The 14,281-nt window shown below is 70.9% G+C and carries 7 protein-coding genes; 4 read left to right on the top strand and 3 right to left on the bottom strand.

All coding sequences use genetic code 11. The features are described 5' to 3' along the window. Positions 1-12 precede the first annotated feature (12 nt). On the top strand, positions 13-4,719 hold the full coding sequence (locus MYMAC_RS02690) for an AAA domain-containing protein (protein ID WP_095956917.1): 4,707 nt from the start codon (positions 13-15) through the stop codon (positions 4,717-4,719). A gap of 13 nt (positions 4,720-4,732) precedes the next feature. Here MYMAC_RS02690 and MYMAC_RS02685 read toward each other — a convergent pair whose 3' ends face one another. Then, a complete protein-coding gene (locus tag MYMAC_RS02685; RefSeq protein WP_095956916.1) occupies positions 4,733-5,359 on the bottom strand; it encodes a Uma2 family endonuclease in 627 nt (208 codons plus the stop codon). Positions 5,360-5,501: 142 nt separating this feature from the next. Here MYMAC_RS02685 and MYMAC_RS02680 point away from each other — a divergent pair, with 142 nt between their 5' ends. The 3 genes from MYMAC_RS02680 (at position 5,502) to MYMAC_RS02670 (ending at position 11,998) form a co-directional block, all read left to right on the top strand. Beyond that, positions 5,502-8,336, top strand: coding sequence for a TonB-dependent receptor domain-containing protein (locus MYMAC_RS02680; protein ID WP_239989299.1), 2,835 nt, complete (start codon positions 5,502-5,504; stop codon positions 8,334-8,336). Between the two features lies 1 nt (position 8,337). Beyond that, the gene (locus tag MYMAC_RS02675; protein WP_095956914.1) at positions 8,338-8,781 is read left to right on the top strand and encodes a GNAT family N-acetyltransferase; all 444 of its coding nucleotides are present in this window, start codon (positions 8,338-8,340) and stop codon (positions 8,779-8,781) included. 301 nt (positions 8,782-9,082) lie between these two features. Continuing rightward, complete coding sequence (locus MYMAC_RS02670; protein WP_095956913.1) at positions 9,083-11,998, top strand: cell wall anchor protein; 2,916 nt, start codon at positions 9,083-9,085, stop codon at positions 11,996-11,998. A gap of 808 nt (positions 11,999-12,806) precedes the next feature. On the opposite strand, the gene MYMAC_RS02660 is transcribed toward MYMAC_RS02670, so the two are convergent. Beyond that, on the bottom strand, positions 12,807-13,298 hold the full coding sequence (locus MYMAC_RS02660; protein WP_095956912.1) for a serine/threonine protein kinase: 492 nt from the start codon (positions 13,296-13,298) through the stop codon (positions 12,807-12,809). Positions 13,299-13,309: 11 nt separating this feature from the next. Beyond that, complete coding sequence (locus MYMAC_RS02655) at positions 13,310-14,257, bottom strand: DUF2381 family protein (protein ID WP_095956911.1); 948 nt, start codon at positions 14,255-14,257, stop codon at positions 13,310-13,312. Positions 14,258-14,281: the final 24 nt, after the last annotated feature.

Genomic DNA, 14,281 nt, shown 5'->3' with positions numbered 1-14,281 from the left:
AGAGGTGCCGCCTTGTCGCCCGAGCCCCGCAACCGCGTCCTGGAGAAGATGCTCGAGCGGCTCTATGCCGCGCTCGCATCCGGCCCCAGCCTCAACAGCCGTCCACACAACAGCCGCCAGCGCGTGGACCTCGCCACGCTGAGCCGCCTGGATGGCACCGCGCCGCACGCCGTGCTGGCCGCACTGCTTGGAGAGAAGGCCCAGACCCGGCTCGTGGTGAAGCCGCCGCCTCCCGAAGTTCGCGCACGCAAGGGCTCCGCCCAGGCCCGCTCCGCGCGCGCTCAAGACGACGTTGACACGCTGAACGCGGCGGCCCAGGCCGCGCGTGCACTGGACGAGTCCCCCGTCCCATCCCGCGATGCGGCGTCCGACGCCACGCTTGCACCGGACACAACCGAAGGACCTTCCAGCGCCGCGGCTTCCGACACCGCGCCTTCACTGGACGAAGACCGCGTCCCTTCCAGCGCCGCGGCTTCCGACGCCACGCCTTCACGGGACGAAGACCGCGTCCCTTCCAGCGCCGCGGCTTCCGACGCCACGCTGGCGCTGGACACAACCGCCCGTTCTGAAGACGCTCCTCCGCCGGATGACGCGCCCTCGCAGTCCCGCGCCGAGGAGGAGCAGCAGGTCCTGCTCCGCAAGCTGGCGACCATCGTCGAGGACGCTCGCACCTTCGAGCAGGACACCGGCGCCCACGTCCTCCACGTGGGCTTCCCCCTGCTCCACCTGCCCCCGGGCACCAAGGACAAGCGAGGCTTCGGCACCCGGCGCATCCTGGCCCCCATCGCCTTCGTCCCCGTTCGGCTCACGCTCAAGAAGGGCCGCGTGCCCTCCGTGGAGCTGGAAGGCGCCGAGGCCGGCGCGGACCGCGTGGCCCCCAACACCGCCCTGCTCGCCTGGGTGGAGCAGCAGACGGGCCAGCGGATTGGCGACGTCTTCGCGGACGAGGCGGGCCAGGACCCGTGGCGCGAGCTGAACGAGCTGGTGGCCGCCGTATGCAATGCCCTGGAGCTGCCCGCGCCCGCGCCCTTCACGCCGGAGACCCTCCTGGCCCCCGTTCCTCGCGGCGACGACGCGCAGCCCCAGGCCGCCGTGCTCCCCAGCGCCGTGCTCGGCCTGTACCCGCTGTCCAACCAGAGCCTCGTGGACGACATGCGCGCGCTCCTGGACGGCGAGCCCATCTCCGGGCCCCTGGAGAGCTTCCTCCGCGTGGACGTGTCGCTCGGCGAGCACGTGGGCCACGGCGGCAACGAGCCCAACCTGGAGGGCCACAAGCGCGCGGGCGAGGAGCGGCTCGTCACGCTCGCGGACCCGTGTCAGGCCCGAGCGGTGCGGCTGGCTCGCAGCAGCCGCGGGCTCGTCATCCACGGTCCTCCCGGCACGGGCAAGTCGCAGACCATCGCCAACGCCATCGGGGACCACCTGGCGCGAGGCGAGCGCGTGCTGCTCGTCTGTGACAAGCGCACCGCGCTGGACGTGGTGAAGCACCGGCTGGACCACCTCGGCCTGGGACACCTGTGCGCCGTCGTCCACGACGCCCAGCGGGACCAGCGCGACCTCTACATGGGCATCCGCGAGCAGCTCGACTCGCTGCCCGACGCGCGGACCGACGCGGCCGTGCCCAAGGAGCTGGCGCGCATCGACGCGGAGCTCCAGTCCCTCCATGACGAGCTGACCGCCGCCGACCGCGCCCTCTCCGAGCGTCCCGCTGGTGGCACCGCGCCCTCCTTCCACGAGCTGGTGGGCCAGTGGTTCTCCGTGGACGCCCCCACGGCGCTCACGCCCGCGGTGGCGAGCCTGGCCAACGCCCGGCTGGCCGACGTGACGACGCGCGAGCGCGAGGTGCGCGAGGCGCTGGAGCGCGGCGGCAAGGAAGGCTACCCGGAGAACCCCTGGCGCGAAGCCCTGGGCGAGGACCTGGCCACGTACCTCGCCACGCCCATGGCCACGTATCGCGAGCGGCTGAGCGCCGTGGACAGCGCGGCGCGGGACGCGGATGCGCTCGCGTCACCCGACGTACCCGTATTCGGCGCGGACCCTCGGGCGGAGGGCGCGGCGCGCGCCGCCTTCGCGGAGAAGCTGGCGCCGCTGCTGGAGTCGGCCCGGCCGGAGGTCCTCGCGCGCTGGGGCTCGGCCACGCCGGACGCGGTGCGGGCCGCGCGGACGCAGCTCGACGGGCTGACGGCGCAGCGACAGGTGCTCGCGGAGGGGCCGCTGGACGCGGAGCTGGCGCTGGTCCACCGCGAGCAACCCCAGGCCCTGGGCGTGCTGGCCACCGCGATGGCCGCGCTGGGCTCGTACCTGGACATCGCGCGCAAGTGGTACGCGTTCTTCTACTTCGCGCGGAAGGCCGGGGCCCGCCGGGTGCTCCAGCAGTTCGGCCTGACGCTGAGCGTCCTCGCCGCGGAGCGCGTCACGCGCTTCTTCACCGGCGTGAAAGCCCGCGCGCTGCTCACCGACTACCACCGCACCACGCTCGTCCCCGGCGACACCGGGGCGCTCACCGACGAGGCCCTGACCCAGACGCTTCGCACCCACGCGGCCCTCTTCGACCTGCTGGAGGAGCTGGAGCGCACGCCCCTGCTCGCGTCGTGCCGGGACGCGGTGCGCGCGGCCCTGACGGCCGACGCCGGGGCTCGCGCGGCGCTGGTCGCCGGGCTGCGGCAGTCCGCCGCCCGGGGTGAGGCCCTCGCGCGCCTGGAGGCCCGGCTCGGGGAGGCGGAGCTCTTCTCCGCGCCGTGGCTGGACGCGCGCTCGCGCGGGCTGCGCGCCGGAGAACGCCTGGCGACCACCTCCGCCGCGCTGCTGTCGCGGCTCCCCACCGTGGAGGGCCTGCTGCGCATGCGCGCGGTGCTCGCGGGCATGCCTCCCGCGCTGGAGTCCGCCGTGGAGCGGCTGGCGCGCCAGGGCGCGGAGGCCGATGCGGGCTGGCGCGCGGTGCTGAAGGCGACGCTGGCGGCGGAAGTCTCGGCGCGGCTGCGCGAGGAGCCCGCGCTGCAACACATCGACGCTGAGCGCGTGCGCGCGGCCCATTCACACTACCGGATGCTGGAGGAGAAGAAGCGGGGCCTCGTGCGCGACGCGCTGGTCCACCGCTGGACGCAGCGCCAGCGCGAGCGGCTGCTCGCGGGCACGGGTGGCCGGCTCAACGGGCAGGGCGCGGAGCTGCGCCGGCGGCTGATGCTCCGGGGCGAGCGCGCCATGCGCGTGCGCCAGGTCATCGCCACCGGACAGGCCATTGAAGGGGGCGACCCGCTCTTCGACGTCCGCCCCGTGTGGATGGCCAGTCCGCAGACGGTGGCGCAAATCTTCCCCCGCCGCCCCATCTTCGACGTCGTCATCTTCGACGAGTCCTCGCAGTGCAGGCTGGAGGAGGCCCTGCCCGTCCTCACCCGCGCCCACCGCGTGGTCATCGCCGGTGACCCGAAGCAGCTTCCCCCCACGCGCTTCTTCGAGTCCGCCGTGGTGCAGAGCGCGGAGCAGGAGGCCGAAACCGAGCAGGGCCTCTTCGAGGAGCAGCAAGCCGAGGTGGAGGACCTGCTGACGGCGGCGCTCAACCTCGACATCGACCAGTGCTACCTGGACGTGCACTACCGCTCGCAGAACGCGGACCTCATCGCCTTCAGCAACGACCACTTCTACGACAAGCGGCTCCAGGCCATCCCCGCGCACCCCTCCAACCGCGTGCCCCGCGCACCGCTGCGGCTGCTCCCGGTGACCGGCACCTACGAGAAGCGCACCAACCTGGTGGAGGCGCGCGCCGTGGGCTCGCTGGTGAAGGAGCTGCTCTCCCGCGCCGAGCCGCCATCCATTGGCATCGCGTGCTTCAACCTCACGCAGCGCGACACCATCAACGACGTCCTCGATGAGATGGCCGCCAGCGACGCGGCCTTCGCGGCGCGGCTGGCCGAGGCGCGCGTGCGCCGGGGCTCCGGCTCGTTCGAGGGGCTCTTCGTCAAGAACCTGGAGAACGTCCAGGGTGACGAGCGGGACCACCTCATCATCAGCACCACCTACGGCCCGGACCGGCAGGGCCGCTTCTACCGCCGCTTCGGCCCGCTGGGCAGCGCGGGCGGCGGCCGCCGCCTCAACGTGCTGGTGACCCGCGCGCGGGAGCAGATCCACCTCGTCACCTCGATTCCGCGCGAGGTCTACCAGTCGATGCAACCGCTCGAGGCGGGCCGGCAGCCCAATGGCGGCTGGCTCCTCTTCGCCTACCTGCGCTTCGCGGAGGCCCTGGAGGCGGACTACTCGCGGGAAGCCCGCCGTGAAGCGGAGGCCGAGGGCACCACGCCCCAGCCCGCCCAGGCCGCGGAGGTGTCCGTGCGCCCCACGGAGGCGGGCTCCACCTTCGCGCAGGCCCTGGCGGGCCACCTGGCCACCTGGCACCGCGTGTCCTCGCAGGTCCACTGGGGCAATGACGGCTTCTGCGTGGACCTCGCGCTCCAGCACCCCACCCGGCCGGGCGACGTCACCGTCGGCCTGCTGTGCGACGGCACGCGCTACCCCAAGGCGGTGGACCGCGTGGAGTGGGACCTCTTCCGCACGGGTGTGCTGGAGGCACAGGGCTGGCAGCTCGTGCGGATGTGGACGCCCTCCTTCTTCCGCGACCCGGAAGGCACCACCACCCAGGTGCTCCAGGCCGCGGGCGACAAGCTGATGCGCGAGCCCTCTACCTCACCCCAGGCGGCCACGTCCGCCCGGGGCGTGGTGCACTGAGGCGAAGGCGACGTCACTTCGCCTTCGCCTCCTGCAGCCACAAGACGCCGAGCTCCAGCTCCATGGCTTCAAAGGGCTCGGCGCGGACGCGCTCGTCCTCCGACCAGGTCCCCTGTTCCAGCCACCGGCCCCCGCTCAGCCGGAACACCTCCAGCGTCCGCGCCTGGGGGTCCACGAGCCAGACATGCCCGACGCCCTCCCGCGCGTAGATGCGCTTCTTGCGCGAGCGGTCCAGGGCAGCAGTGGAGGGCGAGAGCACCTCGCAGACCCAGTCCGGAGCCAGCGTGAAGTAGGGCGCATCCGGGACTTCCGGCATCCGGTCGCGGCGCCAGCCCGCCAGGTCCGGCACCAGGACATCCGCGCCGAAGTGCAGCTCCGGCTCATCCAGGATCCACCAGCCTCCAGGGCCGCCCTGCCCCAGGTCGAAGGGAGTGAACAGCCCGGCGAGCAGCGCTGAACTGGCCCGCGCGTGCCGGCTGGCCGGTCTCGGCTGGGCAATCAGCTCCCCGTCGATGATCTGCCCCACCTGATGCTCCGGCAGCGCAATCAGGTCCTCGTAGGTCGCCGGGCGCTTCGTCTCGTGGCCCATTCCCGTGTCCCGTTCCTCTCTCACCGTGATGACCGGCTGCTCCTGAATCATGGCCCCCGCCTCCCTGGAGTGGAACCCCACCCCACGTTGCATGTCCAGGCTCGACATTACCTAGCAGGTCTGACACCCAGCAGCCAACCTACAAGCCCCCATGGACCTCCCTGCCCGGAGAGGGAAGAATGCCCGGCGTCCCATGCGTGCCTCCTGCTCTTTCGCGTTCGTCCTCTCGCTGTTCCTCCTGTCCGCGCCCGTGCTCGCGGACAACAACGCGGATGAAGCGGACATCGCGTTCGAGCTCGGCAACGAGGCCTATTCCAAGGGGCAGTACGCCGAGGCGCTGCGCTCCTACTTCACCAGCTACCGCCTGGTGCCCAACCGCAACGTCCTCTTCAACATCGCCCGCTGCTTCGAGGCGCTGGGCAAGTTCAACGAGGCGTACCGCTACTACAACGACCTGCTCGCCGAGGACCTGCCCCGGGAGGACGCCGCCGAGGTCTCCCGCTCCGTGGACCGGCTCCGCCCCAAGGTCGCGCTGGTGCGCGTCACCACCACCCCCAGGGGCGCCGACGTCTACGTGGACCGCATGGACCTGGGCAGCCGGGGCCGCTCGCCGCAGACGCTCGCGCTGACACCCGGCCGTCACAAAATCATGGTGAAGAAGGACGGCTACCGCCCCACGGAGGCCACGCTCACCCTGGTGCGCGGCCGGGAGATGGAGCAGACCTTCGACCTGTCCCTCATCACCGGCGGCGTGGAGGTGACGGGCACGCCGGCGGGCGCCGAGATTCGCGACGCGCCCAACGGCAACGTCCTGGCCCGGGTGCCCGGCCGCGTGCGGCTGCCCCCCGGCCAGCGCGTGCTGTACGTGCGCGCCGCCGGCTACGCGCCCGGACAGTACGTGGTGGACGTCCCGGCCGATGGCAACGTGCCCGTCGCCGTGGCGCTGCGTCCCCAGGACCGGCCCTCCGGACGGCTCGTGGTCACCGCCAACCGCGACGGCGCCACGGTGCGCGTGGACGGCAAGCCCGCCGGCTTCACGCCCACCGTCGTCACCCTCCCCGAAGGCGAGCACACGCTGGAGGTGGAGAGCCGCGAGGTGCGCCCGCTCCGCCAGACGGTCAAGGTCGTGGCCGACGAGGAAGTGAAGGTCCACGCCGAGCTGCGCTACGCGCCGCCGCCGGTGCGCGCGGCCTCCAAGAGCCTGGTCGCCGTGGACGAAGCGCCCGCCTCCACCACGGTGCTCTCGCAGGAGGAGCTGCGCGCCTTCGGCTGGCGCACCGTCGCCGAGGCCGTGGCAGGCGTGCGCGGCTTCTACCTCACCGACGACCGGACCTATACGTACATGGGCGTGCGCGGCTTCTCTCCGCCGGGCGACCTCAACACGCGCATCCTCATCCTCTGGGATGGCCACTCCATGAACGACGTCTGGGCCGGCCAGGGCTTCGCCGCCCGCGACCTCAGCGTGGACATCCAGGAAGTGGAGCGCATCGAGGTGGTGCGCGGCCCGGGCAGCGCCCTGTACGGCACCGGCGCCTTCTTCGCCGTCATCAACGTGGTCCCCCGCGAGTCGCTGGGCGCGGACAAGCACCTGGAAGTGACGGGCGCGGTGGGCGCGCTCGGCACCACGCGGGGCCACGCCACCGCGTCGTGGGAGGAGGGCAACCGCTCCGTGCTGGTGAGCGCCGCCGCCGTGACGGCCACGGGCGCGGACACCACCCAGCTTGGCGCCAATGGGCCCCTCATCACCGGGCTGGACGCGGAGCGCGCCGCCGGCGGCTCGCTCCGGGCCCGCGTGGGCGACCTGTCCTTCCAGGCCCAGTTCAACGTGCGCACCAAGGAGCTGCCCACCGCGCCCTATGGCACCGTGCCGGGCACCGAGGGCAACATCGTGGAGGACCTGCGCGCCTTCGCCGAGGCCCGCTACGAGCGCCAGTTCACCGAGCGCTTCAGCCTGTCGGTGCGCGGCGCGTTCGACGCCAGCCGCTACGAGGGCACCTACGTCTACCCCGAGGAGGACGGCGGCCCCCGGACCGAGGGCGGCTCGGCGGACTGGCTCACCGGCGAGGCCCGCGCGCGCATCGGCCTGTTCCAGGGCAACGTCTTGACGCTCGGCGTGGAAGGCCAGGCCCAGCTCCGCGTGCGACAGGACGCGGGCGACCAGCCGCTGGAGACGCAGGCGCGCACGCTCCTGTCCGCGTATGTGCTCGACGAGTGGAAGCTCCACCCCAGGCTGAGCGTGTCCGCGGGCCTGCGCCTGGACAAGTACGTGGACCTGGACAGCACGCCCATCACCCCGCGGCTGGCCTTCATCGCGAGGCCCTACGAGCAGGGCCTCACCAAGCTGGTGGCCGGTAACGCCTTCCGCGCCCCCAACGTCTACGAGCTCTACTACGCGGACGGCATCTCCCAGGGCGCGGCGATGGACCTGCGGCCGGAGACCATCACCACCTTCGAGCTGGAGCACTCGCACGACCTGACGGACGAGCTGCGCCTCACCGTCGCCGGCTACCACAACCGCATCTCCAGCCTGGTGCAGCTCACCGCCGAGGACAGGCCCTCGGGCGACTGCGGCAGCGCCGCCTGTCTGCGCTTCATGAACACCGACGGCACCACGCTGGCCTGGGGCGCCGAGGCCGGCGTACACTGGCAGCCGGGGCGCTGGCTGCTGGTGGACGTGAGCTACTCCTATGTGACGCTGAGCAACGCCTCGGAGGAGGTCGCCACCGCGGCGCCCGCGCACCTGGTGGCCGGCCGGATGATGCTGCCCATTGGCGCCGGAGACATGCGCGTGGCCACCCAGGCCATCTACCAGAGCGCCCGTCCCACCGGCCCGGGCGGCGCGGACAGCGGCGAGGCGCTGCTGGTGGGCTTCGGCCTGTCGGGCGACTACGGGCCGCTGCGCTACTTCGCCGGCGTGCACAACCTGCTGGACGCCCGCTACTCGCTGCCGGTGTCGGACGAGAACTCCATCGCCCCCGTGCCGCAGTACGGCCGCACCTTCACGCTCCAGCTCACGGGGACCTTCTGACGTGAAGACCGGCGCCACCTTCACCTTCATCCAACCCGGGCATCCGCTGTACGCGGGCGAGCTGGAGCTGCGCTTCCGCGTGCTGCGCGAGCCGCTGGGCCACACGCGTGACGACGTGGCCTTCCCCTTCGAGGCGGACAGCCTGCACCTGGTGGCGCACCACGAGGAGGTGGTGCTCGGCTGCGTCCTCTTCAACCCCGAGGATGCCCACGGCGGACGGCTGTTCCAGATGGCCGTGGCCCCTCACCTCCAGGGGCAGGGGCTGGGCGCCCGGCTGGTGCGGACGCTGGAAGTGGAGCTGGCGCGGCGTGGCCTCACCCACGTCCACCTTCACGCGCGCGCCCCGGCCGTCCCCTTCTATGAGCGGCTGGGCTACGCCGTCTTCGGCGACCCCTACACCGAGGTGGGCATCCCCCACCGCGACATGCGCAAGACACTCGGCTGACGTCACGAGCCGGTCACAGCCACGCTCACGAGGCTTGCCTGGATGCCCACCCCTCGGGGTGCCGACCGCCCTTCGGCCCTCGCGCCGTGCGCGGATGTCTTCGGGCTTCGCGTTCTCCAAGGACTCCGCCTGACGGCATGGACAGGGCTGCCACCTTCTTTCGATCCCACCCGACAATCCCGACCGCTTCACGGCAGCTTTCCCGTGTCATGACAGCCGATTGCGCTTCTCACTTCGGGGTCCTTCACATGGCCGATTCCCGGACCTCCAGTCCGGTGAGTCGACACCCAAGCGAAACCCCATGACCCCATTCCGAAGTCTGTGGATTGCGGCCGCCCTCCTGATGGCCGCCTGTGGAACGCCTGAGCTCGCGCAGCCCGACGACGTACAGGATGCGACGACGGCCCAGGGCCTCTCCACGCTCTCCGTGCGAGGAACCACCAGCGCGAGCGGCCTGGCCATCACCGCCCTCTCCATCCCCACCCCCGTCGGTACGGCCGCCGGAGATGTGCTGGTGATGCAGCTGAGCAATCGCGAGGCCGTCGCCGCCGTCGCCACCCCACCCGCTGGCTGGACGCTGCTGCGCTCCGAGCAGAGCGCCTCGGCCATCAAGTCCTGGCTCTTCCTCCGCGTGGCCACCGCGGCCGAGCCGAGCAGTCACACCTTCACCCTCGACCTCGCCAGCTCCATGGCGGCCACCCTGGTCGCGGTGTCGGGCGCGGATCCGCTCCAGCCGATCGACGTGCACGTGGGCCAGAAGAATGGCAACAGCGCGAGCCTCGCGCTGCCCGTCGCCACCACGTCGTCCGCGAACGGCCTCGCCGTGTGGTTCTCCGCCCAGGTCTGGGGAGGCGCCGCGTGCCCCGCGGTCCACACCCCGCCCACGGGCTTCACCGAGCAGCTCGACACCTGCCTCGTCTCGCCGTCGCGCGGCGTGCTGCACAGCGCCGCCACCTCGGAGCTCGGGGCCGCAGGTGCCCAGCCCGCCTTCACCGGCAGCTCCACGCTCCCCAACACCAACATCACGCACGCGGTGGTGCTGCGTCCCCTCCAGCCGCCGGCCACCGGGGAGATCTCCCTCGTCGGCGCCACGCACGCGAGCGGCAAGACGGTCACCAGCCTGACCCTCTCGACCCCTCCGGGCGTCGCCGCCGGTAACGTGCTGCTGGCGCACCTCGCGAACCGGAACCAGATCGGCGCCGAGCTCACCCCGCCTACAGGTTGGACGCTGGTGCGCACCGACATGAGCACCTGGAGCATCCGCGGCTGGGTGTTCGTCCGCGTCGCCACCGCCAGCGAGCCCGCGAGCCACACCTTCCAGAGCTCCATCGCGAGCTACCTCGTCGGCAACCTCGTGGCGTATGCCGGCGTCGATCCGGCCAACCCGATCGACACGCACGCCGGCAAGAGCAACAGCGGCTCGACGGCCTTCACGACGCCGCAGCTGAGCACCTCGACCGCGGGCGGGGCCGCCGTCTGGTTCGGCGCGCAGGCGTGGACCGGCGCCGCGTGTCCGACCCCGGCGATCGAGCCCCCCGCGGGCTTCGCCGAGACCTACGACACCTGCCTGGTGTCCTCGTCCCAGGGCCTCGTCTTCAACGCCGCCTTCATGCCCCTCGCCGGTGCTGGCCTCCAGGGACCGTTCAACGGGAGCTCGACGTTCGCCGAGACCAACGTCGCGCAGGTCGTCGCCCTTCGCCGCGCCGAGGCCGCGCCGTCCTCGGGGGTCGCGTTGCGTGGGAGCTCGCACCACAGCGGCCTGTCAATCGCTTCGCTGTCGATCCCCAAGCCCTCGGGGACCGAGGCCAACGACGCGCTCATCGCGCGGGTGACCGTGCGCAACAACATCTCCGCGACCGTCACGCCGCCCGCCGGCTGGACGTTCCTGCGCTCGGAGCAGAGCGCCTGGGCCATCCGCACCTGGATCTTCTACCGCGTCGCGGGCGCCTCCGAGCCTGCGAGCTACGCGTTCGAACTGGACGCGACCACCCACATGGCGGGGAGCGTGGAGGCCTTCAGCGGCGTCGATCCGGTCCAGCCAATCGACGTGCACGCAGGCCAGAAGAACGGCGACTCCGCGTCGTTCACCGTGCCCGACGTGGTGACCGGCAGCGCGGGTGGCCTCGCCGTCTGGTACGGCTCACAGGTCTGGCCGGACGCCACCTGCCCTGCCACTGGCATCGAGCCGGCGCTCGGCTTCACCGAGGCCTTCGACGCGTGCCTGGGTCACACCAACGGACTGCTCTTCAATGCGGCCTACCGGGCGCTCACCGCGCCGGGCCTCCAGACGGGCCTCTCCGGCAGCTCCGCGTTCGTGCAGACCAACACCGCGCACGTCATCGTCCTGCGCGCCGCCAACGCCCCCACCTGCATGGCCGGCGACACGTACGCGAGCACCTTCACGCTCCAGGGCACCGTGACCGCGCCGGAGATCGTGGAGCCCTCGGGCCTGGCCGCGAGCCGCGTGGTCGGCAACGCGCTCTACGTGCACAACGAGGACACCACCGCCATCGTCGCCATCGACACGCTCAACGCGAGCACGCTCGGCACGTTCAACGTGACCAACGTGACGCCGGCCGACTGGGAGGACCTCGCGACCGGGCCCTGCCCGAGCGGCTCGTGCATCTTCATCGGTGACATCGGGAAGTGGAGCGCCAACTTCCCTCCGGGTGGCAGCCCCACGTCGTTCACGGTCTACCGCGTGCCCGAGCCGGAGCTCGCCAACGGCCAGACCTCGGGGGGGCTCGTCGCCGAGGCCTTCCCGTTCGTCTATCCGGACGGCGCGAAGGACGCGGAGTCGCTGATGGTGCACCCCACCACCGGGGACATCTACGTCGTCACCAAGAACGGGGGCACGGGGCAGAGCGGCGTGTACAAGTTCCCCCAGCCGCTGACGCCGGGCGTGCAGGCCACGCTGATCCACGTCCACACGATCCAACTGCCGCTGAACGGAGACGCCAACTTCTCGGCCGCGACCGCGGCGGCGATCCACCCATGCGCGGATCGCTTCCTCCTTCGCACCTACCGCACTGTCTACGAGTTCCGTGCGACGCCGGGACTTGGCTTCGAGTCGGCCGTCTTCGCGACGCCCGTCACGCTGACCGACACCACCGAGGGCCAGGGTGAGGCGCTCGAGTACGAGGCCAACGGCGCGAGCTACTTCACAATGAGCGAGAGCCCCTCGCCCTTCAGGCTCAAGCGCGTGCCCCTGCTGTAGGACCGCGTCGACCCGCCGAGGAGCAAGGCCGGTCGTGGGGTACGTCCCCATGGCCGGCCTTGCTGTTCCGAGCTGGGAGCTCGCACCCGGTGCCGCCGTTCACGCGGTCGTACACACGGCGTCCCGCCTGAAGCCCAGGCACACCCGCGGGCCGGAGCATGAGCGCCGGCCCCGCGGCCATCGCCGGGCCTGATGCCTCTCCTCGGACGCGACGTGCGGCACGGAGGTCTCCGCGTCAGACTCCTTGCGAACCCGCGGGGCAGCTGCGCCCGCTGCGAGGGAGTCCACGCGATGGAGACCATGGCCACGGCGCTGCGACGCTACTTCGACGAGAGCGGCTGTCGACTTCAAGCTCGGCCCCCTCCCCTTCCCGCTCCCCAACACCGAGGCTCGCAAGCGCGCGGCGCGCTTCCACGAGCTGCACCACGTCCTCACCGGCTATCGCACCGACCTCACGGGGGAATTCGAGGTCTCCGCGTGGGAGATCGGCGCGGGCTGCGGCGACTTCCACGCGGCTGTGCCGCCATGGGGCGCGTGGCGCGCTCGTGCACGGGGGATTCGAACTCGGTATCGTCCACGACAGGGAAGTCCTCGGCTCCCCTGCCAGGGGGAGACCATCTCGGTTGGTTTCACCGAGGAGGCTTCCCTCTTTCCCGGTCGTTCCTCCTCGCCATCTACACACTTATAGGGACACGACCGAAAGGGGTGCCGCTCAAGCCGCAACGCACGCGCCCCGGTCATGCCCACCGTGCACGAAGCAGCTCAGGCAGTAGCAGCCGCGAAGGGCGCGGCCAGCCAACCGAGCGCGTCAACGGAACGCATCGACAATGTAGGCTGCTGCCTTGGAGCCTTCGAGAATGGCCATCCCGGGCTTCGACTCGGGCAGCTTCCGCATCTGGTCACGGCTGAGCCGGGCTACCGCGCAGAGGGGAACCTTCTCGCTGTCCGGCGGGTGGGCCTCGTACCACCGAATGACGACCTGTGGGCCGCTCGTCCAGACCTGTCCGTACAAGCGGGTCGTCGACTCGAGCGTCCCAAACTCCTCGTCCAGGATGCTCTCGATAGGTCCGTCGTAGAGCGTGATGCGCCTTGCGTCGAGTTGGTTCGCATCAAGGTCCACCCACGCGGAATCGCCAACATGCAGCTTCAAATACCGCATGACTTCGAGCGCCTTCGCCGAGCACTCCTGCGGCCCCGGCGTGCCGTCCGGACGGAGTGCCACGCCGCCGGTTGTAGCGCAGCCGGAAGACGTGGTGAGCAGGACGATGGAGCCGAGCAGCAGCGCTTTGATCGTGTGCATGAACGGCACTTCTACTGCCGAACGAGGGTGTGATCCATCGCCACCGCGACCTGTAGGAGCCCATCCCCCCGGAAGATCTGTAGGAAGAGATCAGCGAGCTGTCCACCCCCTGTCTCGAAGGCGCTCTTGTCAGCCACAACCGCGATCTTTCCCGACTGACCGTGCGCGATCTCGCCTCGGTCCATGCGAAGCGCAAAGGGGCGAGCCGTGTAGCTGGTGAAATCGCGAGTCAGGTAGGCGCCATCAAATGCCCATGGCTGGCCGTAGTCGGTGTTCTTCAGGTGGATGACGACCGCCGCCTTCCCGGGGCCCTCGAACAGTTCCACCTTCATGTCCATGTCCTCGTTTTTCGCGCGCCAGTACCTCTTGCGGCGAAACGGTGTCTTCTTGACCTCCCCGTTGGCAAGCAACGTCGCGAGGGCGTGATCGACTGAGTTCTCTTCCTTGCGGTAGCGCTCATTCTCTTCTGTGAGCGTGTCGTTCTTCTTGAGCGCGTCCATCAGGGCCGCGTACATGGACGCATAGCTCTCCCGATTTTTGAACACGTCGACCTGCTGGTCGAGAATCGGCGGCCACCCTCCGTCGCTCTTGCGCCACGGGGGCTTCACGAGGAACGGAATCTCGGTCCCATCAATCAGCGTCACGACCAGGGGAATGCCCTCATCCCGGTGGAGGTCACGAATGGGCTCAAGGATGACCTTGTTGCGAGCCACTACCAACGGTTCAAGCCGCCCCTCCCAACCCATCATCTTCGTCTTGCTCGGGTCTACAGTCTGCTCGAACCGCAGTGTCGTGACGACCTGCCCCTTCACGTAGACGGAGTGGGTGCCGTTTGCTGGGTGCTCGGAGAGCATGATGGCGCGCACAGCGGGCTTGTCGCGCTCGTCGCGGGCCTGAGCGGCTGATGACACCACGAGGACAGCGATCAGGCCATACCCGAAAACGGGGAGAGTGCGCATAGTCTGGCCAACCTAACAAGTTGG

This window comes from Corallococcus macrosporus DSM 14697 (genome assembly GCF_002305895.1).
Taxonomy (GTDB): domain Bacteria; phylum Myxococcota; class Myxococcia; order Myxococcales; family Myxococcaceae; genus Myxococcus; species Myxococcus macrosporus.
This window is presented reverse-complemented; position numbering and strand designations above follow the sequence as displayed.

What these genes read in the sequence shown, in the direction of transcription:
- MYMAC_RS02670 (WP_095956913.1), top strand. Translation starts at nt 9,083, where the DNA reads ATGACCCCATTCCGAAGTCTGTGGATTGCGGCCGCCCTCCTGATGGCC.
- MYMAC_RS02655 (WP_095956911.1), bottom strand. Translation starts at nt 14,257, where the DNA reads ATGCGCACTCTCCCCGTTTTCGGGTATGGCCTGATCGCTGTCCTCGTG.
- MYMAC_RS02680 (WP_239989299.1), top strand. Translation starts at nt 5,502, where the DNA reads ATGCGTGCCTCCTGCTCTTTCGCGTTCGTCCTCTCGCTGTTCCTCCTG.
- MYMAC_RS02685 (WP_095956916.1), bottom strand. Translation starts at nt 5,359, where the DNA reads ATGATTCAGGAGCAGCCGGTCATCACGGTGAGAGAGGAACGGGACACG.
- MYMAC_RS02660 (WP_095956912.1), bottom strand. Translation starts at nt 13,298, where the DNA reads ATGCACACGATCAAAGCGCTGCTGCTCGGCTCCATCGTCCTGCTCACC.